21 protein-coding genes are annotated in these 23,086 nt (G+C 46.4%); 11 read left to right on the forward strand and 10 right to left on the reverse strand.

Annotation, left to right across the window (positions count from 1 at the left end):
* Positions 1-10 precede the first annotated feature (10 nt).
* The 5 genes from H6F63_RS23850 to H6F63_RS23870 all read right to left on the reverse strand — a co-directional run bounded on the left by H6F63_RS23850 (position 11) and on the right by H6F63_RS23870 (position 4,201).
* Positions 11-1,363, reverse strand: a complete 1,353-nt coding sequence (locus tag H6F63_RS23850; protein WP_190639855.1) for a hypothetical protein — start codon at positions 1,361-1,363, stop codon at positions 11-13.
* A 177-nt stretch (positions 1,364-1,540) separates the two neighbouring features.
* Positions 1,541-2,335: a tryptophan synthase subunit alpha gene (gene trpA / locus H6F63_RS23855; RefSeq protein ID WP_190639856.1), complete on the reverse strand. Its 795-nt coding sequence runs from the start codon at positions 2,333-2,335 to the stop codon at positions 1,541-1,543.
* Between the two features lie 145 nt (positions 2,336-2,480).
* Positions 2,481-2,795, reverse strand: a complete 315-nt coding sequence (locus H6F63_RS23860) for a DUF3007 family protein (RefSeq protein ID WP_190427434.1) — start codon at positions 2,793-2,795, stop codon at positions 2,481-2,483.
* A 63-nt stretch (positions 2,796-2,858) separates the two neighbouring features.
* Positions 2,859-3,065 carry an NAD(P)H-quinone oxidoreductase subunit L gene (ndhL, locus tag H6F63_RS23865; RefSeq protein WP_190427431.1) on the reverse strand — a complete coding sequence of 69 codons (207 nt, stop codon included), beginning with the start codon at positions 3,063-3,065 and terminating at the stop codon, positions 2,859-2,861.
* 590 nt (positions 3,066-3,655) lie between these two features.
* Complete coding sequence (locus tag H6F63_RS23870; protein WP_190639857.1) at positions 3,656-4,201, reverse strand: TetR/AcrR family transcriptional regulator; 546 nt, start codon at positions 4,199-4,201, stop codon at positions 3,656-3,658.
* A 97-nt stretch (positions 4,202-4,298) separates the two neighbouring features.
* Between H6F63_RS23870 and H6F63_RS23875 the strand changes: the two genes are divergently transcribed.
* Both H6F63_RS23875 and H6F63_RS23880 read left to right on the forward strand, forming a co-directional pair.
* Positions 4,299-4,895 carry a glutathione S-transferase gene (locus tag H6F63_RS23875; RefSeq protein ID WP_190639858.1) on the forward strand — a complete coding sequence of 199 codons (597 nt, stop codon included), beginning with the start codon at positions 4,299-4,301 and terminating at the stop codon, positions 4,893-4,895.
* Between the two features lie 11 nt (positions 4,896-4,906).
* Positions 4,907-5,806, forward strand: a complete 900-nt coding sequence (locus H6F63_RS23880) for a pyridoxamine 5'-phosphate oxidase family protein (RefSeq protein ID WP_190639859.1) — start codon at positions 4,907-4,909, stop codon at positions 5,804-5,806.
* A gap of 299 nt (positions 5,807-6,105) precedes the next feature.
* Here H6F63_RS23880 and H6F63_RS23885 read toward each other — a convergent pair whose 3' ends face one another.
* The 3 genes from H6F63_RS23885 to pgl form a co-directional block, all read right to left on the reverse strand.
* Entirely contained in the window at positions 6,106-6,561 is a 456-nt protein-coding gene (locus tag H6F63_RS23885; RefSeq protein WP_190639934.1) for an FHA domain-containing protein, read from the reverse strand.
* A 454-nt stretch (positions 6,562-7,015) separates the two neighbouring features.
* Positions 7,016-7,783, reverse strand: coding sequence for an FHA domain-containing protein (locus H6F63_RS23890; protein WP_190639860.1), 768 nt, complete (start codon positions 7,781-7,783; stop codon positions 7,016-7,018).
* A gap of 81 nt (positions 7,784-7,864) precedes the next feature.
* A complete protein-coding gene (gene pgl, locus H6F63_RS23895) occupies positions 7,865-8,584 on the reverse strand; it encodes a 6-phosphogluconolactonase (protein ID WP_190639861.1) in 720 nt (239 codons plus the stop codon).
* Positions 8,585-8,768: 184 nt separating this feature from the next.
* Between pgl and H6F63_RS23900 the strand changes: the two genes are divergently transcribed.
* From H6F63_RS23900 to H6F63_RS23925, 6 genes are all read left to right on the forward strand, one after another.
* Positions 8,769-10,103: an N-acetylmuramoyl-L-alanine amidase gene (locus tag H6F63_RS23900; protein WP_190639862.1), complete on the forward strand. Its 1,335-nt coding sequence runs from the start codon at positions 8,769-8,771 to the stop codon at positions 10,101-10,103.
* A 536-nt stretch (positions 10,104-10,639) separates the two neighbouring features.
* Positions 10,640-14,113, forward strand: coding sequence for a PAS domain S-box protein (locus H6F63_RS23905; RefSeq protein WP_190639863.1), 3,474 nt, complete (start codon positions 10,640-10,642; stop codon positions 14,111-14,113).
* Positions 14,114-14,393: 280 nt separating this feature from the next.
* Positions 14,394-14,891 carry an HNH endonuclease gene (locus H6F63_RS23910; RefSeq protein WP_190427406.1) on the forward strand — a complete coding sequence of 166 codons (498 nt, stop codon included), beginning with the start codon at positions 14,394-14,396 and terminating at the stop codon, positions 14,889-14,891.
* A gap of 367 nt (positions 14,892-15,258) precedes the next feature.
* Complete coding sequence (locus H6F63_RS23915; protein ID WP_190427403.1) at positions 15,259-16,545, forward strand: bifunctional oligoribonuclease/PAP phosphatase NrnA; 1,287 nt, start codon at positions 15,259-15,261, stop codon at positions 16,543-16,545.
* 28 nt (positions 16,546-16,573) lie between these two features.
* On the forward strand, positions 16,574-17,071 hold the full coding sequence (sixA, locus tag H6F63_RS23920; protein WP_190639864.1) for a phosphohistidine phosphatase SixA: 498 nt from the start codon (positions 16,574-16,576) through the stop codon (positions 17,069-17,071).
* Between the two features lie 94 nt (positions 17,072-17,165).
* Positions 17,166-18,299 (forward strand): citrate synthase, encoded by a 1,134-nt coding sequence (locus tag H6F63_RS23925; protein ID WP_190427398.1) that lies wholly within the window; start codon positions 17,166-17,168, stop codon positions 18,297-18,299.
* A 110-nt stretch (positions 18,300-18,409) separates the two neighbouring features.
* On the opposite strand, the gene H6F63_RS23930 is transcribed toward H6F63_RS23925, so the two are convergent.
* Both H6F63_RS23930 and H6F63_RS23935 read right to left on the reverse strand, forming a co-directional pair.
* Complete coding sequence (locus H6F63_RS23930) at positions 18,410-18,568, reverse strand: type II toxin-antitoxin system HicB family antitoxin (RefSeq protein ID WP_190639865.1); 159 nt, start codon at positions 18,566-18,568, stop codon at positions 18,410-18,412.
* A gap of 203 nt (positions 18,569-18,771) precedes the next feature.
* Entirely contained in the window at positions 18,772-19,896 is a 1,125-nt protein-coding gene (locus H6F63_RS23935) for a CD225/dispanin family protein (RefSeq protein ID WP_190639866.1), read from the reverse strand.
* A gap of 171 nt (positions 19,897-20,067) precedes the next feature.
* Between H6F63_RS23935 and H6F63_RS23940 the strand changes: the two genes are divergently transcribed.
* From H6F63_RS23940 to ndhI, 3 genes are all read left to right on the forward strand, one after another.
* Complete coding sequence (locus tag H6F63_RS23940; RefSeq protein ID WP_190639867.1) at positions 20,068-20,925, forward strand: Rpn family recombination-promoting nuclease/putative transposase; 858 nt, start codon at positions 20,068-20,070, stop codon at positions 20,923-20,925.
* A gap of 247 nt (positions 20,926-21,172) precedes the next feature.
* Positions 21,173-22,291 (forward strand): NADH-quinone oxidoreductase subunit NuoH, encoded by a 1,119-nt coding sequence (gene nuoH, locus H6F63_RS23945; protein ID WP_190427542.1) that lies wholly within the window; start codon positions 21,173-21,175, stop codon positions 22,289-22,291.
* Positions 22,292-22,455: 164 nt separating this feature from the next.
* On the forward strand, positions 22,456-23,037 hold the full coding sequence (ndhI, locus tag H6F63_RS23950) for an NAD(P)H-quinone oxidoreductase subunit I (RefSeq protein ID WP_190427539.1): 582 nt from the start codon (positions 22,456-22,458) through the stop codon (positions 23,035-23,037).
* The last annotated feature ends 49 nt before the right edge of the window (positions 23,038-23,086 follow it).

The raw sequence follows: 23,086 nt of genomic DNA on the forward strand, positions 1-23,086 counted from the left end.
ATATCACCACCTAAAACTTGAAAGAAAACCCAGTACCCAATACAAACCGCGTTCCATCTCCTGCGCCAGTAATGTCACGCAGTGCAGGGGTAATTACTAGAGGAATATTTTTGAATGGAACAATTGAAACTCCCACTCCTAAATCTTGTCCCGTCCATTCCGCAATCAAACTAACAGGACGAGCCACCCGCACTGCGACACTTCCAAAAACATTGATTCCACCTCTATCATCGTCAACAGCGCTTTCAGTGCGGAATTGTCCGTTTCCCACACCAGCTGTTACAGCGACTCGGCTAAAAGGCTGGTTGATATCGTCGCAGGTTCGGAAAATTTTAGTAACAACGCCATAGACTGAGTTCTCAAAGTCGTTGTCATCGCCAATATTTAAAAATCCATTCCAGCCAGCAGCAATAGATAAATCTTCTGCTAACCGACGATGCACTTTGGCGTTAAATCCGCCACTACCAAAATCTCGATTGCTGCCAAAACTAGCGATCGCATACGATAACTCTACACCCACCGACTTCCGAGCATCGCCTAAGCCGACTCCAAAACCTAACCCTCCATCACTTACATCGGCGAATCGCGTCCGGGATTGATAAGTGGCGCTGATAAAACCAGTGTTATTATCTGCACCAAAACCCGTAGGAGTAACGATGGTAAGCGACGGTGAACCTTGATAAACATCGCCAAACTCAGCAGTTTTTTCAACCTCTCCAAGCTGCGATTGCAATCTGCGAATTTCCTCTAGAGAGGGTACATTTATGGTTGGGTTATCTGGCAATTGTGCCAGCTGATTTGTTGAATCGGGTGAAATTTCTTCGCTTTTACTAACTGACCATTCTGGCGCTACTTGCGGAGTTATCTGCAACGCCGCAGCTCGTCGTAATGAGCCGCTGAGAGTCCCTTGATCCGCTTCCTCATATCTGTCACCAGTACCGAACCCCTCTGTATTTTGCTTCCTAAGCTCAGCCTCGGAACGAGGACTGGGAGGTGCGTCCTCCCCAGCGTCGAGAGAAATAATTTTTTTAGAGCGTAAAGCCTCCGCTTCCCTGTCAATTAAAGGAGATTCAGCTAAAGACTTTGTACCAGAGATGTTAGAGTCGTCAAGCTCTTCTGAAACCATAACAGTTTTTAGAAAGTCTTGACTTTTGACTCCTGACTCTAGCTGTTGTGCTACTATTTCTGGCGCTGCAATCGAGTCAGACGGGTTTATTTCAACAGTCTTAACTGGAACAACAAAATTGTCGGTTTCTGGTTCCTTGATCGGCAGGTTGGAACTAGGATTGGCATTAGCTTCCTGGGTGAGTTCCCTAGCAGTCAAAGCCGCTAAGGTACAAATAGCAACAGTCGAGACGCGCATGAATGTAGCTGTGATGTGCTAGCTACTCATACTGATTTGAGTACGTCTATCAGGAAAAATTCTGTTTTGTCTGATAAATTTGCCAATTCTGCAAACTTTCAATACAAAATCTCGTTCTCAGACATATATCTGAGAACGAGCAAATCCTTATGGCTGATAGCTTTAAAGGTGCTACGCTTACAAAATCGCAGTTTTCAAACTTTGGCAAAACTGAGCGATCGCATCCAATCCTTCTGCTGGAGTTCCTTCTGCTAACCGTTTCACAAAGGCACTACCCACAATTACTGCATCTGCTCCCCAATCTTTCACCTGACGGGCGTGTTTTGGTTCGGAGATGCCAAATCCGACACCAATGGGTTTATCAGTTGCAGCCCGTAGATGCTTGAGTAAATCTTGCGCCCGTAAGTCCATTTCTGAGCGTATTCCTGTCACTCCAGTTACGCTGACTAAGTAAATAAATCCCTGAGACTGATGCGCGATCGCTTTTATTCTCTCCTCAGAACTGGTGGGAGCTACCAACAAAATTACTTCAACTCCCAGACTAGCAGCCGTTTTAAGCAGCACCTCCGATTCCTCCAAAGGCAAATCGGGAACCACCAAACCCTTTACCCCAGCACGACTCACCTGCTTTAAGTAAGTTTCAATTCCCCGGTTGAGAATTGGGTTGTAGTAGTTAAAAAGAACAATAGGCGATCGCAGCTGGTGGCTAACACCCGACACCATCTCCAACACCTGATCCAAACGAGTTCCCCGTTGCAAAGCTCTCGTAGCAGCTGCCTGAATCGTCGGCCCATCTGCCAACGGATCTGAGTAGGGAACACCCAGCTCAATCATATCCGCACCAGCGGCATCAAGGACTCGTAAAGCCGATTCCGTTGTCTCCAGATCCGGATCGCCAGCCGTGATAAACGGAATCAAAGCGCACTGGTGGCGATCGCGCAGAGACTCAAAACACTCTCGAATTGAAGTCATTTTTCAGTAGCCAATAGTCATTAATCATTAGTCATTAGACTTCTTGCAAAAGTCCTTTTCACCCTCCCCGCTTTCCAAGGAGGGGAAAATTTCTTCCTCCCTCCCCGCTTGTCAAGGAGGGGTTCTAAATATTCTTGCAAGAGGTCTATTGCCTTTTCAGTTTCTTCTCTTGTTCAATTTCAGCTTGCAGTTTAGCCAATTCTTCCGGAGTCAACTCTTCCAGCCGCTTTTGTAACACTGCGTCCTCATAGTCCTTCAGCTGCTGGTTATAAGTCATGTTTTTCGTCCCGACTCGGAACAGGTAAGTCAGCAGCCAGCCGACTAACCCTCCCACCAGCAGCAGCTGACTCCAGATACCCGCCTCCAGGCTATCTAGCCCCGCCAACTGCAAAACCAAATACGCTAACCCACCAGCAACAAAGATGCCAATGCCAATCCCAATGATGTCAATTCGTCGCATTTTAAAGATATTTGCTTTCAGCTTTACAGCCTTCGCTGAGTATCAAAAGCTCTTATGTTAGCTCTACACCAGGCGACGCTTCGGCCGAAAATTCAAAAATGGGCTGAGCAGCAACAAACCAGGGAAGAAAAAGAAAACCATAAAATACATGAACCCGCGCTCAAACGAGCTGGCAACATACCACCGCTTTTGCAGGTAGGCATACAGGGCGAAGGGAACAACTATCAGGTAGGTTCCACTCAGAACTAGATACAATATCGCAACCAACATATTTTTTCTTGCAGTAGAAGAACCAGACAGTAGCAGTACCAGCGTCCGTGTGGGGACACCACAAACAGCCGCTTATATGCCCGACTAACTCTAAATATTTTACCCTTTGTTGGAAGCCGCTTAACCACCTTGCCAAAAAGATAGTTGCATTTATTAGCCAGTTAGAGTGTAAGATATAAAATCGTACTAAATAAGAGATTACATCTCTCCCAACACGGGGGCATGGCGGAATGGCAGACGCTACGGACTTAGAAAACTGAGCCTTGATGAAGAAATTTGTCAAGTGACCGCTCTCAAATTCAGGGAAACCTAAATCTGGCAACAGATATGGCAATCCTGAGCCAAGCCAAATAATTTTAGATTTTAGATTGGGATAAATCCAAAACCAATCCAAAATCGAAAATAATTTCGGAAGGTGCAGAGACTCGACGGGAGCTACCCTAACGTCAAGCCGAGGGTAAAGAGAGAGTCCAATTCTCAAAGCCTATTGGCAGTAGCGAAAGCTGCGAGAGAATGAAAATCCGTTGACCCGAAAAGGTCGTGAGGGTTCAAGTCCCTCTGCCCCCATTTCCAAATTTTTAAACTGCAACTTAAGCGTTTAGCAGATATTCTGGTAGGCGCTTGATGACACGCTTGAAGGGCGCAGTGTCATTAAGACCTCGCGCCAGCACGAGAGATCCCTGGATCTGCAAAATAGCATCTTCGGCTTTTTGCCGTGCTGCGTCCGAATTAAATCCCGCCTCAATCAAAACCTGCGCCAAGGTATCGATCCAAAGGTTAAGGGCGCATCCGATCTGGGTCTGAAAAAGGTTATGGGATTCCCCAATTGCCAGTACCGCTAAAAGACAGCTTTGTTGACCGCAATTGTAAAACTCATCCACCTTTATACTCATCAGGCGAATTCGCTCTCTCGGTTCGCCACTGTCGCGCAGGGGTGCGAGGATACTTTGTTCTAAACAGTGGTTAAGCGAATTGAGAACAGCAGCCGCCATTTCTTCTTTTCCTTTGGGGAAATGGTGATAAAGGCTGGCTTTGCCTAAACCCGTAGCTTTTGAAAGTCGCGTTAGCGTCGCTCCCTCATAGCCGTACTGCTGAAAAACTTTTACTATTCGGGCGATCGCTTCCTCTTTTTCCATCTACAACACTCTGATTGTCTTCTTGACATTATACCGAACGCTCGGTACATTTTTTATAACCGAGCGTTCGGTACAAAGACACATCTAGGAGCAGTTAATGATCCAGTTGTACAATCACGAACTATCCGGGAATTGTCATAAAGCACGGCTGATGCTGTCGCTGCTTGGTTTGGAGCATGAGCTTGTACCTGTCGATCTGATGAGCGGAGAGCAAAAATCTCCACAGTTTCTCAAGCTCAACCCACTGGGACAAGTCCCAGTCCTAAGTGATGGCGATGTGGTGATTCGGGATGCTCAGGCAATTCTGGTTTATCTAGCGCGGCGCTACGGGGGTGAAGATTGGCTACCAGAGTCTGCTGAATTGATGAGTAAAGTCGTGCAGTGGTTGTCTATGGCGGCGAACGAGATTCAACAAGGTCTAGCTACAGCCAGATTACATTTCCTGTTCAACGTGGAGACAGACCTGGGTCTAGCTCAGAAAAAAGCACATCAGGTTCTCCAGATTTTAGACGAACACTTAGCACAGCGTCCTTGGCTGGAATGCGATCGCCCAACTATTGCAGATGTCGCCTGCTACCCTTATGTCGGCTTAGCAGGGGATGGCAAAGTTTCTCTCGAAGCTTATCCCCATGCGCTAACTTGGATTAACCGGATTAAGCAACTACCAGGTTACGTTGGAATGCCCGGTTTGTAAGAGAGCAAGCAATGACATCTATATATCATTCCGGAGAAGTGGCGATTCAACAACGTGCGGGTGTCCAAGAAGCAGCTAAAGCTTTGAGTCACAATATTAGCCAGATTGTTAAGCCAGCCGCAGTTGACTTTCTGCGTACTCAACGACTTGCGATCGCCAGCACCGTCGATACAAGCGATCGCGTATGGGCATCTCTATTGACTGGTGAACCTGGATTCATGCAGGTAGTAACAGGAACGGTGCGGATCAAAGCAGCACCAGTTAATAGCGATCCGTTCAACGAAAACTTACGGGTGAGAGATGATATTGGTATCCTGGCGATCGATCTGGCAACTCGCAGGCGCTTAAGGTTAAACGGTAAAGCTCAAGTTCAGCCTGATGGCAGCATTTATGTACATCCTAAGCAGGTGTATTTCAACTGTCCCCAGTACATCCAAATACGCCACTTAGAGAGCGATTTCGTCCAACCAAGTGTGCCTAGTATTCAAGACAGACAGACTCTCAGCGACGAACAGCAGCAAAAGATTGCCCAGGTAGACACTTTCTTCATTGCCAGCTTCCACCCGGACGCTGGTGCTGACGCATCTCATCGTGGCGGAAACCCAGGTTTTGTCAAGGTGTTGAGTGCCAACAAGCTTGTGTTTCCTGATTATTCCGGTAATAATATGTTCCAAACTCTGGGTAATATTTCGCTGAATCCCAATACTGGCTTATTGTTCGTTGACTTTGATCGTGGCAGCACCTTACAACTAACCGGAAAAGCTAAGGTAGTATGGGACGCTGATCGCCTAGCAGAATTTACTGGTGCCTTGCGTGTAGTGGAATTTGAAATCGATCGGGTAATAGCGATCGCTGGTGCTACCCCTCTGCGCTGGCGGTTTGGACAATACTCCCCCTTTAATCCCAGATGAACCAGAGAGTAGAAAACATTGCATCATCAGCGAGTGAAACTTTCCTTTCACTTCCTCTCTATCGCGGACATCGGTAGTTGAGAGCAGTGTCACTCAACCCTTATACGGATGAGAATAGACTTACTAATTTGTTCCACTATATTGATGCTTTGAAGAACTGAGAAGTCCTCAAAGTACCACTTTACTTGCACCTAAAAAGAGCTGAGGGCATTCCCTGCAACATTGGCATCATCCACGTAGAGTTCCCGGATCGCCAAAGGCAACTAAATACAATCTGAAAAATTAAATTTTTCCAGATTTTATAACTTATTTAGTAGCTTCTCCTTAGATTGACTCGTGTCTTTTCCCTCGTAGAAACTCGGATCTATAAAAGTATCTTTATCTTTAGATTGACCCTCTGTTTTGGGGGATGATTGCTTACCCGCAACCGTGTTTTGCCTGGACTTTGACTCTGTTGCTCCCATGCGAATCTGAATTTGAGGGCCAGAACTGGCTAAGCGAATAATCATCCCGTCCACCACTGGTGCTTGGGTGATACGTTTTCCTTCTAAATAAGTGCCATTAGCACCTAAACTAACAACTTCCCATTCATCACCATGACGGCGTAGCTCGACATGGTGACGAGAAACAACGGCGCTATAGAGGATGACATTATTCTCAGTTGAGCGTCCGATCCGAATAACTGATTCGGAGGCAAAAGTCCAGTTTTGGACTGGGATAGATTGGACAGGATGCAGCAGTGTCAGGGTAATCACCGATGTCACATAATTCTAAATATTTCCGCCTCTAGGCTTGGGAATTGTAACAGTCTGAACAGATGTAACATCCTTCAATCAATAAATTGAGATTTATCTCTCAACTACTGGAGTCAGACTGCGAATTGGTACGACGTGAGCAGATGGAATAGACAAGCTTTTAACATCATTCCACCAGTTTTTTGTGTCCTTAGTTTAGGATACCCACGGGCGTTACAATCGCATCGTACCATGACGGTGTTGAGTCCGTGTAACCTCTGAATTGATTCAGTAAGATTACCGCTCTCATACTTTTTAGGTTTAGGGGTGGAATTTACACAAACCTGATAGCGATGCTTATTTATTTCCTCAAGCCTATCACTTAAAAAAACTGTCTGCAATTGCCATGACCCCTCACCCCAAAGGCTTGCACCGCGTACATTTTGGCGCTTTTATGAGCAATTTGAAGACAGCCTTAAGAAACTTGGAACAAGAATGTCACCTTGTCACCTTTGCCTAAGCTAATGCGATCGCCTGTTCTCAGACGGTGCCGATTACCACTAGGCAGGGGATTATGGTTAACATATGTGCCGTTAGAACTGCCAACGTCTTCAATGTAGTAGGCATCACCCTCTACACGGATGTCGGCATGAATCCGCGAAACAATCTCTGAATTCGGAAAACCCGAAACATCGATATCAGGCGGAATCTGGTCATTTGGCTTGCCTATGTGAATTACCGACAATTGCGAGGGCAATTCTATCATCGTATCCGTTTGGGTATGCAGCAGGCGGGCGCTCTGCTGCTGTAGCTGAGTTTGAGAACTACCAGGCATTGCCGCCCCACTCGCCCCTGTGCTGCGAGAAGAAGGCTCCGATGAGGATTCACCGCTGCTCCCTGAGGCTGGGGGTTCATTGACCACAGTAGCTGGAACTGGTACTGGATCTGGTATGTCTGGACTGGGGATAGATGGTGGAGTAACCTCTAAGGGATCGGGTGCTACCAACGGATCGGGGTTCATTAAGTCCGGTATGCTGGGCAGGGGGCCTGGTGCTGCTGATGCTACCTCTAAAGGGTTACTGGGTTTGAGGTTAGTGCCACACTGACCGCAGAAAGTGGCATCGGTTTGAACAGGTGCGCCACAGTTGGGACACGCTGTAGTAGCGGGTAAGGGAGTGTAGCAAGCCTCGCACGCTTGCGCTCCATCAGGATTTTGGTGATTACAATTGGGGCAGACAATCATAAAATCTCCTTGCGGACGGTATCCCTCCTGATTAGTGGAGTGGGAGGTCAGATTCAAATATATTCCGAATTGCCAGGGATTTTAACTTTTTAGCTCAAGACCAGCAGCTTCGTCCAAAAGCCACCAAAGTTCCCCTTGGGGCTGGATTAATCGGCTGGGATATTCCATGTCATCAGCAGTAGAGGCAAAAACTTGAGCTAAGGCAGGGCGTTTACTAGCACCAGCAACAACAAATACCACACAACGGGCATGATTAATCAGTGGCGCTGTAAAGGTGATGCGGGGCTGAGTGTCTTTGTCACCCACAGTTATCAGTTTTTCGCGTACTTGTAATGCTTCTGTGTGGGGAAACAAAGAAGCTGTATGTCCATCATCTCCCATCCCCAACAAAATCAGATCGAATGCCGGAAATCCTGGTTGAACTTGAAAAAATTCCCGGAGGTGTTGAGAGTGTTTCTCGGCTGCTACTGCTGGGTCGGCTTCGTCGGTGGGTATGGGGTGGATATTGGCAGATGGGATATTAACTTTGTCAAGCCAAGCGCTACGCGCCATGCGTTGATTGCTATCGGGATGATCTGGCGGTACGTAGCGTTCATCACCCCAAAATATGTGAATTTTGTCCCAAGGAAGATTTTGCGAAGCGATCGCTTCATACAGAGGCTTGGGAGTGGTACCACCGGATAAAGCTATAGTACAAAGCGATCGCTCGTTTATCGCCTTGTGAATTTGTTCTAGACATATTTCCAGCGATCGCTCTATCAGCGCTGTCCGATCCGGTAAAACTTCAACAATTTTATTCATCTGGATGTTTATTATTGGGTCACACCATACCGAAAATATTACTGTTTCTTGTCTAACTGCACCCATTGATACCTATATCATCATTGAGAGCTTGGAATTAGGAGCGATACTAGCCGTTACATCAAAAAATCCTTATTCTGGTTGATTGACATAAATAACTTTTACAGCAGGGAGAATATGTGAAATGGGAAGAATTTTTATTTCAGCAGGTCACGGTGCTGGAGAGCCGGGCGCGAGAGTTGCTGGCACTACAGAAGCCCAGGAGATGATTTTACTGCGCGACCTAATTTTACAAGAATTGCGATCGCGCAATTTTGAAGTTCTTTCTGTCCCCGACGACCAAACAATGGAGCAGACAATTTCTTGGATAAACGCCCGCGCTCGTAGTGGTGATGTATCACTCGAAATTCATGCCGATGCCATGTCCAACCCAACGACTAGAGGCGCTAGCGTCTACTACATTGCCAACAACGACGAGCGCAAGAAAAATGCTGAACTGCTACTTCTGGCACTACTGCGCCGCGTTCCCCAATTGCCTAGTCGGGGAGTTAAACCAGACACAGCCACAGGCGTAGGTCGTTTAGAATTTTGCCGCAACATCACTATTCCCTCCCTGCTGATGGAAGTTGGGTTTCTCACCAACCCAGACGACCGCTTTTTAATTCAAAATCGTCGCCGCGACCTAGCACTAGGAATAGCAGACGGACTTGCCTCATGGAGCCGAGGTGATGGTGGTACCGTTCCTGGCACTGATCCTACCTATGCTCCCATAAATATCAACATTAACAACCAGTTGTACGGGGAAAAAGGCATCCTGATCAATAGCAACGCCTACATCCCAATTGACTTGGTAGACAGGCTCTCAATTGACTTGACAAATAACACCTCAGTCCGTCGCGTACCCTATCGGGGTGTAGTCTATGTTAAAGCTGTCGAACTGCGGAGCTTTAATATTTCTGTGAGCTGGGATAGCGCCACCCGTACCCTGTTTTTGCGCTCGATTTTACCAATTTGTCCCGGTCAGTTTGACCGAATTATGGGACATGGTAATACATCTGAGGTGCAGCTGATTATGTTCCTCAAAGCTAACAATGAGAACGCCCTCGCCCTGTTTCCCGACTTACCTAAACTATACCGGGAAGAAGCAACCATCGAAGGCGTAAACTATGACATTGCCTTCTCGCAAATGTGTGTAGAAACAGGCTTTTTGCGCTTCGGTAGCGATATCAGACCTAGCCAAAACAACTTTGCAGGTTTGGGAGCTGTCGGGGGTGCTTCCGAAAGCGCATCGTTTCCCAGCGCCAGAATTGGTGTCAGAGCGCATATCCAACATTTAAAAGCTTATGCTAGTCTGGAGCCTTTGGTACAAGAACAGGTAGACCCCCGCTTTCGCTTTGTCACACGAGGGATTGCGCCTCTGATCCAGCAGCTAAGCGGACGTTGGGCGGCAGATCCACAGTACGGCGCTAGAATTGAGGCAACTCTCAGACGGCTTTATGAGTCAGCAGGCTTACTGTAAGATTTTAGATTTTGGATTTATTGCTAATCCAAAATCGTCAAGCTATTTTGAAAAAGCGAATAATTTCCCGAACGTGGTAGAGAAATTGGCTTTCTGCACCATTGCTTTACCCAACATTTTAGGTTAGAGGTGCTACTACAAGGTGTAGTTACAAAATTCCCAATCGTGTAAGGGTTAAGGGGTGCTTCTGGGAATTTAAACCCTGTAGAGACGTTCTATCTTAACGCCTCTAGCACCATTATCGCTTTAGCTTTCTTCCTTTAACCGAACAGTATTGCGGCTATTCTTTGCACCCCCTTAAAAACGGGGTCGCCGCAGGCGGGGAAGCAAAACCTTATCCGAGATGTATCGACAGCATTCCCTTGTAGCAGCAACGCCACCTCCAGACGAGCTACATCAAATTAAGCCGGATCTTTAGCATTTTCACACTGGACGATAGACGATAGAGGATGGACGATGGACTATAGACAATAATGTCGTCTATAGTCCTGTGCCTAAATAGAACTGTAATCACCCTAACCTTGTCAGCCCTACAAATGAGACTGCGAACGAAGACACTACTCGTCATTGGCGCGACCCTCGTAGGTCTAGTTGGGGTTCTGTATGCCACCTCCTCGACCATCTTGTTGCGTAGCCTCACCAGAGCAGAGGAACACAATGCCCGCCAAGTGGTTAAGGGAACAATTAATATTTTTGCCGAAACCGGAAACGACTTAAGCGTTACTGCTGTTGATTGGGCTAAGTGGGATGACACTTACAACTTTATCGAAAACCCAAACCAAGCCTATATAGAATCAAATCTCATTCCAGAATCCCTCACCAACTTACGGGTTAACTTGGTGCTGTACATCGACAAAAACTCAAAAATTGTCTTTGGTACAGGTTTTGATTTAAAAAACCAGAAAAAAACCCCGATTCCAGCGCTGATTCGAGAACGCATTTCCCCCAAAGATCCGCTTTTACAACGTCCCCTATCTAATCGCAGTTTGGCGGGACTGCTGCTGCTTCCTGAAGGGGTAATGCTGATTAATTCGCAGCCTATTTTACCTACCAATGGCAAAGGAGCGAATCGCGGAGCCTTAATCTTTGGGCGCTACCTAGATGCTGCCGCTTTGGAAAAGATAAGTCGGATCAACCGTTTCCCCGTCACCATACACAGCCTAAATGATGCCAAGATGCCTGCCGACTTTCAAGCACCACAAAAAGCTTTGTTGCAGAAAGGACAGATTGCAGTCAACGCCACAAGCGATCGCACAGCCGGATACACCATACTAAAAGACATCTACGGCAAGCCTGCGCTGCTGTTGCGGGTGGATATCCCCAGAGAAATTTACCGGCAAGGCAAAATCCGCCTGCGCTATCTCATCGCATCCCTGCTAGTGGTGGGAGCAGTTTTTGGTGGCATAACCTTGCTGCTTCTGGAGCGATTAGTTTTGTCGCGGTTGGCTTCTTTGAACGCTGGGGTAAAGAAAATTGGCAACAGCAACGACCTTTCTATGCGCCTTGAAAGCCAGGGAAAAGATGAATTGTCCAGCTTGAGTGACAACATCAACTTGATGCTGGCAGCCTTAGAACATCAAGTGCGTCAGCGACAAGAAAGCGAAGAACGTCACCGCGCCGTAGTTGAGCAAGCCTCGGAAGGAATTTTTCTGGTTGATGTTGATACCAGACGCATTTTGGAAGCTAATACCGCCTTTGCTCAACTGGTGGGTTACACCTCCACGGCGTTGCTAGAACTGACAATTTATGATGTAATAGCCTCGCGTCGTGAAACCATTGACCAAAATATTCAGCGTATCCTGACAGAAAAACATCACGTCCTGGGAGAACGGCGCTACCAGCGACAAGATGGAACTCTTGTGGATGTGGAAGTCTCTGCCAACCCGATTTCCTATGGTGGTAGAGAGGTGTTGTGTATCGTAGTTCGGGATATCACCCAGCGCAAACAAGCCGAAGTAGAAATTCGCCAGAAAGAAGCGACACTCCAAGAAAGCGAGACTCGGCTACGCAAACAGCAGACAGCGCTGTTGGATATGGCTAGGTGTCAGCCCATCTACGCCGGAGATTTGAGCGCTGCATGGCGGGAGATTACCGAGACAGCAACTAACACTCTAGACGTGGAACGCGCCAGTGTGTGGCTCTACAATTGGAGGCTCTCGACTGGCGACTGGGGAGAGAGTGAGAGTGGGAACAGGGCAGAGGAAACAAACCAAAATCTAAAATTGGTTTGCGTTGACTTGTATGAATTGCGTAACCAGCAGCATACCAGTGGCGCAGAACTGGCAGATGTTGACTATCCAGGTTATTTCCAAGCGTTGGAAGCGGATCGTGTAATTGCAGCTGACGATGCTCACACCGATCCTCGAACTCAGGAGTTTTCCGCATCTTACCTCGCTCCTTTGGGGATTGCTTCTATGTTGGATGCGCCAATTCGGGTTGGTGGGCGAACAGTGGGGGTGCTTTGTCTGGAACACATCGGTACAGTTCGACGCTGGGCGCTGGAGGAGCAGAATTTTGCTAGTTATTTGGCGTATATGGCAGCTTTGGCGATGGAAGCAAGCGACGCACGCCTTGCTGAAGCCGCACTCGCTACCAGTGAAGCTAAATTCCGCTCTCTGATTCTCAACAGTTCGGATTTAATCACTATTTTTGGAGCTGATGGCATTACCCGCTATCAAAGTCCTTCGGTTTTCAACATTTTGGGATACCAGAAGGAGGACTTAATCGGCATAAATACCTTGTTCATGGTTCACCCACATGATATTTCTCGCGTTGCAGATACTTTCCAAAAATCTCTTGACAACCCTCATATTGTTTTTTCTTGTGAATATCGTTTTCCGCGAAAGGATGGCTCGTGGTGTTTTCTCGAATCAACTGGTAGCAATCTACTGGACGATCCATCAATAGCAGGTATGGTAGTTAACTCCCGCGATATCACCGAACGCAAGCAAGCTGAAGCAGCACTGCGCCAAGCCGAAGAGAGATATCGCAGCATCTTTGAAAACGCGGTTGAAGGCATTTTCCAAACCACTCTTGAAGGAAGCTATATCAGCGTGAATCCTGCATTAGCACGCATATATGGTTACTCTTCAGCCGAAGAAATGATGGCGAAGATTACCAATATTGAGCAGCAAGTTTACGTTGACCCTAACCGACGTGCGGAATTTATTGCTGCTATGCAGAAGGATAATTCGGTGTCCCGGTTTGAATCTCAAGTTTATCGTCACGATGGTAGTATTATTTGGATTTCTGAAAGCGCACGCAGCGTTAGAAATTCTCAAGGGCAAGTTTTGTATTACGAAGGCACTGTTCAAGATATTACTGAGCGCAAACTAGCAGAAGAAGCACTGCGCTATCAACAGGAACAATCGGAATTACTGTTGCTCAATATTTTACCGAAGTTAATTGCTGAGCGACTGAAAGGAGATGAAAGTACCATTGCTGACAGTTTTGCCGAAGTGACAGTTTTATTTGCCGATATTGTTGGTTTTACAGAACTTTCTGCTGATACACCGCCAACTAAACTCGTCGAGTTGCTTAACGAGATATTTTCAGCTTTTGACCTACTAGCTGAAAAACACGGATTGGAGAAAATTAAAACTATCGGCGATGCCTATATGGTAGTAGGTGGTTTGCCGACACCCAGAGCCGATCACGCCGAAGCGATCGCAGCGATGGCGCTGGATATGCAGAATGCGATCGCTCACTTTAACCGCAAAAACGCTAAAACTTTCAGCATCCGCATCGGCATCAACACCGGGCCAGTCGTTGCTGGTGTTATTGGTATCAAAAAGTTTATTTACGATCTGTGGGGAGACACGGTAAATACCGCTTCTCGCATGGAATCCCACGGAATACCCGGTGAAATACAAGTTACAGATGCTACATACGAGTTATTAAAATACCAGTATCAGTTTCAGGAGCGGGGAGTCATTCAAGTAAAAGGCAAAGGCAACATGACAACTTATCTCCTGGTTGGGAAAAAAGTTAAAAACCACGTAGTTCTATAAGTGCGTCTGAAAAGCGATACATCTGGAGGGACATGGCAATGCCATGTCCCTACAACACAATAAAAAATTTTTAACGAAAAAAATTTTTAACTGGGAATGCTATTAGCGAGGCGACCGCCTCACGTATCATCCAAGCTTTCCTGAGTCCTTGGGGGAGATAGCGCCTCTCTTGTGAGCGTTTCCAGTCTGAAACTCTTAACAAGAATCTCCCACTCTCCCCGGCTGCCCCTATGTCAGCTGTGTTACTATCTGGGAAAATCTTCTCTTATCTCGATCACTCATGGGCAAGGTTCTGGTGTTAAACGCCTCGTATGAACCGCTCAATATAACGAGCTGGCGACGCGCGGCAGTCTTGTTGATCAAAGGGAAAGCCGAACAAGTTGAACACAACGGCAAACTCGTATATACAGAGTTCCCATTACCAACGGTTATTCGACTGCGATACTATGTCCGAGTTCCTTACAAGGAAATTCCTCTGACCCGTCGAAATATCCTCCATCGTGATAATCACTCCTGTCAATACTGCTCTTACACGGGTGATGATTTAACCCTCGATCATGTGATTCCCCGTTCTCGCGGTGGTGGTGATAGCTGGGAAAACATTGTCACCGCTTGCGTCCGGTGCAATGTCAACAAAGGTAGCCGCACTCCCAAAGAAGCAAATATGATATTGCGACACCCTCCCCGAAAACCATACAGTAGCCTGCACTTTGAGGTTGCTAAACACCTCAAGAGTGGTACGCATCAGGAATGGCGAAAATATGTAATTGGTCTTTAAACCCCCTACACCAATCAATAGGTGCAGGGGGTTTTTTGTCAAAACTCAAAAGAAAGAACTAACTTGTATTTCTAAGCTGTTAAGTTTCTGTGTCAAGTCCGGAAAACGCGACCACAGAGGGAGTGCGGCTGGTCAATTTTTTTGTCAAGATCGATGAATAAGTCGGTCTGTCCAGCTCGGCATCCTATCACCACCGTCTGAAAACCTGGTTGGCTCAGAAAAAGCGGGTTTGAAGCATATGTAGCCTTCTTGTTCATAGCCTGGAGCAATTTTGGCCAACCCTCAAGCATCTGGCAGTAAGTGTGAGGACGATTGCGGCAGTAACTGGAATATTAATCAGAAAATACTTTGACATTGCGTCATTTATATGCAATCAAATTTGCTCAACCCTCTCAATGGTTCTTCAATAGCCGCTGAGTCGATGTCTATAGACAATCAGCAAAATTCAGGGTCTGTTGTGGAAACTCAAGAAATGGAGCCAACTGCCAAACAATCGAGCAATGCGTCGGGAAATTATTCTAGAAGAGTGTCGAACGAACGGCCGCCAGAACGTGTAGTCGAGTTGCTACGACAAACTTTAGAGCGTCACCGAGGCGATCGCCAGCTGGTGCTACTACAAGATTTTCCCGATCCAGATGCTCTTTCTGGAGCTTGGGCGTATCAACTTATTGCTAAGCAGTACAATATCCAGTGCGAAATTGTCTATGCTGGTACTCTTAGCCATCAGGAAAATATTGCTCTGGTTAAACTTACGGGTTTACCTGCTAGACGCTGGGGTATCCAGAGCCTGAAGGAAAAAGATTTATCCGTGTATCAAGGATGCGTTTTGATTGATAATCAAGGCACTACTTGTCAATTACTGCCTCTGGTGCAACAGGCTGGCATCCCGATTAGGGTTGTGATTGACCATCACAGTACGCAGAACGAACTCAACGCGGAATTTACAGATATTCGCCCTAGTACCAGAGCTACTGCCACGATTTTAACTCAGTATCTCCAAGCGGGTTTACTGAAGTTAGATAGCAGCGTCAGCGATCACGTTAAATGCGCTACGGCGTTGATGCACGGGTTAAGGTCGGATACTAACCGACTGATGCAGGCGCAGGAAGAGGATTTTCAGGCGGCGGGGTATCTGAGCCGATTTTATGATGCTCAACTGCTGAATGCAGTTTTGCAGGCTTATCGGTCTAAGCGGGTGATGGATGTGATCGAGCGATCGCTTACTAACCGCATCGTCCAGAATAACTTCTCCATCGCTGGTGTCGGCTACCTCCGCTACGAAGACCGAGATGCCATTCCCCAAGCGGCAGATTTTCTAGTAACAGAAGAAAACGTCCACACTGCTGTGGTTTACGGGATTGTCCATGACGAAGACGAAGAACTCGAAGTCGTCATCGGTTCCCTGAGAACCAGCAAACTTACCCTCGACCCCGACGAATTTATCAAAGAAGCCTTTGGGCAAGACAGTCAGGGACGCTTCTTTGGTGGTGGTAGACTTTCAGCAGGCGGCTTTGAAATCCCGATGGGATTTTTGGGCGGCTTTAATGAAAATTCCGAGTACGCCAAGATAAAATGGGAAGTTTTTGACAGCCAAATCAAGCAAAAACTCCTCCGCTTGGTCAACCCCAAAGATAACCTACTTCATGGAGAGTAAAGGTTGGGAGTGGGGAAGATGATTACCAATGACCACTAAGCTATACTTAATTCGTCACGGAATCGCAGCTGATCAATCTGAGTATGAAAGCGATCGCGATCGCCCCTTGACAGCCGTTGGGCATCAAAAAACTGCTAAAGTAGCAAAACGGCTGCAAGAGTTGGATCTGCATTTCGACCTGATTCTAACCAGTCCCCTAGTAAGGGCGCGTCAAACTGCCGAAAATCTCTACCACACTAATCTGAGTTCCCATCTAGAAGAATCAAACCAACTTGCTCCCGGTGGAAATATCCATACTTGGATCAACTGGTTAGAAGCATGGCAAAACTCAGGCGGTTCCCAGTTAGCGCTAGTTGGTCATCAACCAGACTTGGGAAATTGGGCAGAAATCTTGGTTTGGGGTAATGTCAAAGCAGCAATCATCCTCAAAAAAGCAGGAATTATCGGGTTAAACTTGCCATCTAGCGGTTCGCCGATAGGTAATAGCGAACTATTTTGGCTGACAGCACCCAAGCTGTTACTGTAATGCCGATAAAATAATTCTGGTAAAAAGGGCGACCGATACATCCATTTTTGGTAAGTTACCCTGAAAATGTTTCACTCACCCAACTGGTAGTAACATGACTGTCTGCGAGTATAAACCAGGTCTAGAAGGCATTCCGGCTGCCCAATCCAGCATCAGCTACGTCGATGGTAAACAGGGGATACTGGAATATAGAGGCATTCGTATCGAAGACCTCGCAGAAAAAAGTACGTTTTTGGAAACGTCCTATTTATTAATTTGGGGTGAACTCCCGACAAAGGCAGAACTCGAAGCCTTTGAAAGTGAAATTCGCTACCACAGGCGGATTAAATATCGCATCCGGGACATGATGAAATGCTTCCCCGAAACCGGACACCCGATGGATGCGCTACAAGCCTCAGCAGCGGCTCTAGGGCTGTTTTACTCGCGTCGCGCTTTAGATAACCCGGCTTACATTCGCCAAGCCGTGGTGCGCCTTTTAGCAAAGATTCCGACAATGGTGGCGGCGTTCCAGCTGATGCGGAAAGGTAACGACCCGGTGCGTCCTCGCGACGATCTCGACTATGCTGGCAATTTCCTATATATGCTAAACGAGCGGGAACCCGATCCGCTGGCGGCTAGGATTTTCGATGTCTGTCTGACGCTCCATGCAGAGCATACGATGAATGCTTCCACCTTTTCAGCTAGGGTAACGGCTTCGACTCTGACTGACCCCTACGCAGTGGTAGCCTCAGCTGTGGGAACTTTAGCAGGCCCTCTGCATGGTGGCGCGAATGAGGAAGTCATCACCATGTTAGAAGAAATTGGCTCGGTGGAAAATGTCCGCCCTTGGCTGGATAATTTGCCGCCCAAGTCTAAAATTATGGGCTTTGGTCATCGCGTCTACAAGGTGAAAGATCCGCGAGCAACAATTCTGCAAAGTTTAGCAGAGCAGTTGTTTGAGAAGTTTGGACACGATAAATACTACGACATTGCCGTGGAGTTGGAAAAGGCAGTCGAGGAAAAATTAGGCCCGAAAGGAATTTATCCAAACGTAGATTTTTACTCTGGTTTGGTTTATCGGAAAATGGCAATTCCCACAGATTTGTTTACTCCGGTGTTTGCGATCGCTCGCGTAGCTGGTTGGCTTGCTCACTGGAAAGAACAGCTCGGAGAAAACCGCATCTTCCGTCCTACCCAAATGTATACTGGCGATCGCGGAGCTGCCTATATCCCCATCGACCAGCGCTAGATACAAGTTAAAACAAAACATTATTTCTCATGTAGAGATGTTTTCTAAAAACGTCTCTACACTTTTTTTGAGGGGTGCCACAATTATTAATAAGAAAACAAAAATTTAATTCAGGGAAACTCTTCCAGGTATAGGTTTGTAGCTTCTTTTAAATTGGAAATGGCTTCTTCAATCGTTTCCCCTTGGTCAACTGTGCCGACTTCGGAACATTCAGCTACATACATATCTTCTTCTTTGTGAATGATGACAGTAAAGGTTTGACTGTTCATAGGATTTGATATTTGTGTTGATACTGAACGTAGAGCGATCGCGCTTTTTTTCTAATCTAGTTTGACGAGTTGCTCGCTTCTGACAAAAATTGTATGGGGAAGCGATCGCTCCTTCCAAAAACTGAGGTTAAGAGGGATCGCTCTTTTTTGGACCAAACACAATTATATAAGTTTTAGTATTCCTGGTTATCACTGCTAGCCTGTTATTGCTGACACATAGCTGTATGGAGCAAATCAGGGTCAACCGCACCTTTTATTCTTGTATTCACTGTTAAAAACCCTATAATTTCATTATTTTCATTTACGATTACAGGTGGCTGATTGGTATTAGTGTTATAAGCACTTGTATCGGAAATACGGCTTCCATAATCGCCAACTCGAATCCAAACACTTTTAGAGGTGACACGGCTTCCAAACTCACCAACTTGATTGGAAATAGATTTTTCATTAATCTTATCACTAGAAATAATTCCAAGGAATACATTGTCAGCCCCCATTAGATAAGCATGGCCATCAAGTTGAGACAAAGCATTACGGACTGGATTTGTTTCTGGATATGTTTCAATTGGAGGCAGATATTCTGACGGTTGAGGTGTTACATCTGAAGGTACGTATGGATCTATTAATTGCTGTCTTGTTGCTACTTGGCGCTGATTAGCTCTTTGGAATCCCTCTCGGAATCCATGAAGGAATGCTGCACCAATGATAAAACCACCAACACTTACTCCAATAATGCAAGATATTTTTGCTTTATTGGATAAAGATAAAGCACCATCATAATCACCTTGTTGATTTTTATTTTTTACCTTGGTAGCAAAAACAATACCAGCCACTCCAGCAGGAATGCAGGCAAATAGTGTGACTAGAATAGATGGAAATAAGTAAGTGCGAGGGCAGCAGGGTTTATTTTGAAATTGAATCCGGGGAGAAGCTACGAGCTTAAATATATCCTGATTTGTTGAAGTTTTTGAATCTTCAGAAACGTTATTTTCGACGCTAGGAACACTGGTTTCCGATTGAACGCTATTATCCACGCTCATAGCCTCAAAGTCTTGACTCCAAGCTGGAAATTCATCACCAGGCTGTCGCCCATAAACCTTCACTCTCTTGATAGACTCAGACCCCAATTTAATTATCCAATTACGGACAAAAGTAACTAAGGTTGGTTGATTTGGTACTTGAGCTGATTCCAGCATGATTTGTAGACAATCATCCTTGAGGATAGCTTTCGCTATAATGCCTTTGGGTTGCAGATGGCGGTTCATCAGGGATGTGATCGCTGTTGCATCACCTTGCTTGGCGAGTTTTAGAAGATTTGGCTGAGTCATAACAAATAGATGTGAGGAGTGACAGAAAATAACCTTCTATTTAAGGATTCCCAGCGCTAATAGATAAATTGCTATTTTTCAGAAGTTTTTGCGCGGTAGCGCTCTCTTCGCATCGCTCTGATTCACTATCACCCAGTAAAGTAAGCAAAGAATCTCAACACCTATTTACCATTGGATTACGATAATATTTGCAAATATCTGGCAGAACAGTACCCAGCCGAGTTTGTGCGCTGGCTACTTTCAGATGAAGCTACCGAGATTCAGGTACTCAAAACTGAACTTAGTGCTGAACCGATTCGCGCCGATTCTCTCACACTGTTGCAAACTGCCAACCAAATCCTGCACATAGAATTTCAAACTCTGCCAGCATCAGAGCCACCACTACCATTTAGAATGCTGGACTATTGGGTGCGACTGTATCGACAGTATCGCTGTCCCATTGAGCAAGTCGTGATTTTTTTAAAATTTACTACCTCAGAAGCTGTCTTTACTGAGCAGTTTGCGGCAACAAATACTAGACATAGCTACCGAGTCATCCGCCTATGGGAGGAAGACCCGGCTCCACTTTTGGCAAACACTGCCTTGTTGCCATTGGCTACGCTAGCTAGAAGCAACACTCCCAACGCCTTATTGGAGCAGGTCGCAGCCCAGATCGATATGATCGAAGAACCAGAGCAGCGGGGGAATCTCGCGGCTTGTGTCGAGGTGCTGGCTGGTTTGCGGTTTGAAGAAAGTTTAATTCGCCAACTTTTGAGGGAGGAAATTATGCAGGAATCAGTAACGTATCAAGCCATCATCCAAAAGGGAGTGCAACAAGGCCTGCAACAAGGAAAGCAAGAAGGAAAACAAGAGGAGGCGCGATCGCTTGTCCTGCGTCTGCTAACCCGTCGATTTGGTGCTGTTGACCAAGAACTGCAAGAGCAAATTGGGACATTATCCGTCGCGCAGTTAGAGGAATTGGGCGAGGCGCTGTTAGATTTTCAGACTGTAACGGATTTAGTTGTTTGGTTGGATGAGCATTGCTCATAGCGTCCTGGAGCAGCAGGAGCAAGCGATCGCACTTTACACATCCATCTGAATGCGATCGCTCCCTGCTCAGATACAATCTCTTAACCAAATTGATAAGTAGAATTTCTCATGCGCCGCGCTGGGCTGGATACTCTGCAACGATATACTAAACACTGGGGTCGTAAAAAAATCTTCACAATAGAAAAGATAGACAGATTCGACACCCGGTGTCTCGAATCAGCTCAGTAATTACTTAGCGATGGCTTTCATGAACCCAGGCATTGACCTACAAGGAACTTTTATCCAATCCCTCAAGGATTTGGGCATCCCATCTGGTGCTGCCAAAGCGATTTGGATGCCGCTACCGATGTTTTTGATGATCATTGGTGCCACGGTCGGCGTTTTGGTAGTTGTATGGCTGGAGCGGAAAATTTCTGCTGCCGCTCAGCAGCGTATTGGCCCAGAATTCGCCGGCCCATTGGGCGTTTTACAACCAGTAGCCGATGGTCTGAAGCTGGTTTTTAAAGAAGATATTGTACCAGCCAAGACTGACCGCTTGCTATTCACCCTGGGGCCGATTATCGTCGTTATTCCAGTGTTTTTGTCCTATTTAATTGTGCCATTCGGACAAAACCTGGTAATTGCTAACATAAGCGTAGGGGTCTTTTTGTGGATTGCGCTTTCCAGCATTGCCCCGATTGGCTTGCTGATGTCTGGCTATTCGTCAAACAACAAGTATTCGCTGCTAGGTGGCTTGAGAGCAGCAGCGCAGTCGATTAGTTACGAAATTCCGCTGGCGCTATCCGTATTAGCGATCGCTATGATGTCTAACAGTCTTAGCACCATCGACATCGTAGAACAGCAATCTGGCTACGGCATTTTCAGCTGGAACATCTGGCGACAACCCGTAGGATTTATCATCTTTTGGATTGCAGCCTTAGCAGAATGCGAAAGACTTCCCTTTGACTTGCCAGAAGCAGAAGAAGAATTGGTTGCAGGTTATCAAACCGAATACTCAGGAATGAAATTCGGTTTATTTTACATTGGTTCCTACGTCAACCTCGTTCTCTCCGCCCTACTGGTGGCAATTTTGTATCTGGGCGGCTGGGAATTTCCTATTCCCATTGAGATGTTAGGCAGCTGGCTGGGATTCAATGAAGCGAGTCCCTTGTTGCAGGTAATTGATGCCTCGCTGGGAATCACAATGACTCTGCTGAAAGCTTACTTCCTCATCTTCATTGCCGTTCTACTTCGGTGGACTTTACCTCGCGTTCGCATTGACCAATTACTTAATTTGGGTTGGAAATTCCTGCTGCCAGTATCGCTGGTAAACCTACTATTAACCGCAGCGCTAAAACTCGCATTTCCTGGTGCTTTTGGTGGCTAGTCCGATTTTAAATTTTTGATTTTTGATTTTGGATTAGTTGTGAGATCCGAAATCATCGGAGACCTAGAAACTCCTTCGCCCCCGCAAAATCCAAAATTATCGGAAGACTAGAAACTCCCACCTCCGCAAAATCCAAAATTGGAGAGAGAGAGACACGAACAATGTTGAAGTTCCTCAAACAAGTTGGCGATTACGCTAAAGAAACTGTCCAGGCGGCTCGGTATATTGGTCAAGGATTGTCCGTGACTTTCGACCATATGCAGCGCCGTCCAATTACTGTACAGTATCCCTACGAAAAACTCATTCCCTCAGAGCGTTTCCGGGGTAGAATTCACTTTGAATTTGATAAGTGTATTTCCTGCGAAGTCTGCGTGCGGGTTTGCCCAATTAATCTGCCAGTGGTGGATTGGGAATTTAACAAGGAAAGCAAAAAGAAACAGCTCAAACACTACAGCATCGACTTCGGAGTTTGTATCTTTTGCGGTAACTGCGTAGAATTCTGTCCGACTAATTGCTTGTCGATGACTGAAGATTACGAGCTTTCTACCTACGACCGTCACGAATTGAACTATGACAACGTGGCACTCGGTCGTCTACCGTATAAAGTCACGCAAGACCCGATGGTGACACCGCTGCGCGAACTAGCCTACCTGCCGAAGGGTGTCATGGAGCCGCACGACCTACCGCCTGGTTCTGTTCGCGCTGGTCAGCGTCCAGAGGAAATTCTGGAACAGATGGAAAAATAAAAGTCAGTGGCTAATTGCTTATGACTAATGGCTAATGGTTTTTATCAAT

The organism is Trichocoleus sp. FACHB-40 (genome assembly GCF_014695915.1).
In the GTDB taxonomy this organism is placed as follows: domain Bacteria; phylum Cyanobacteriota; class Cyanobacteriia; order Cyanobacteriales; family FACHB-T130; genus Funiculus; species Funiculus sociatus.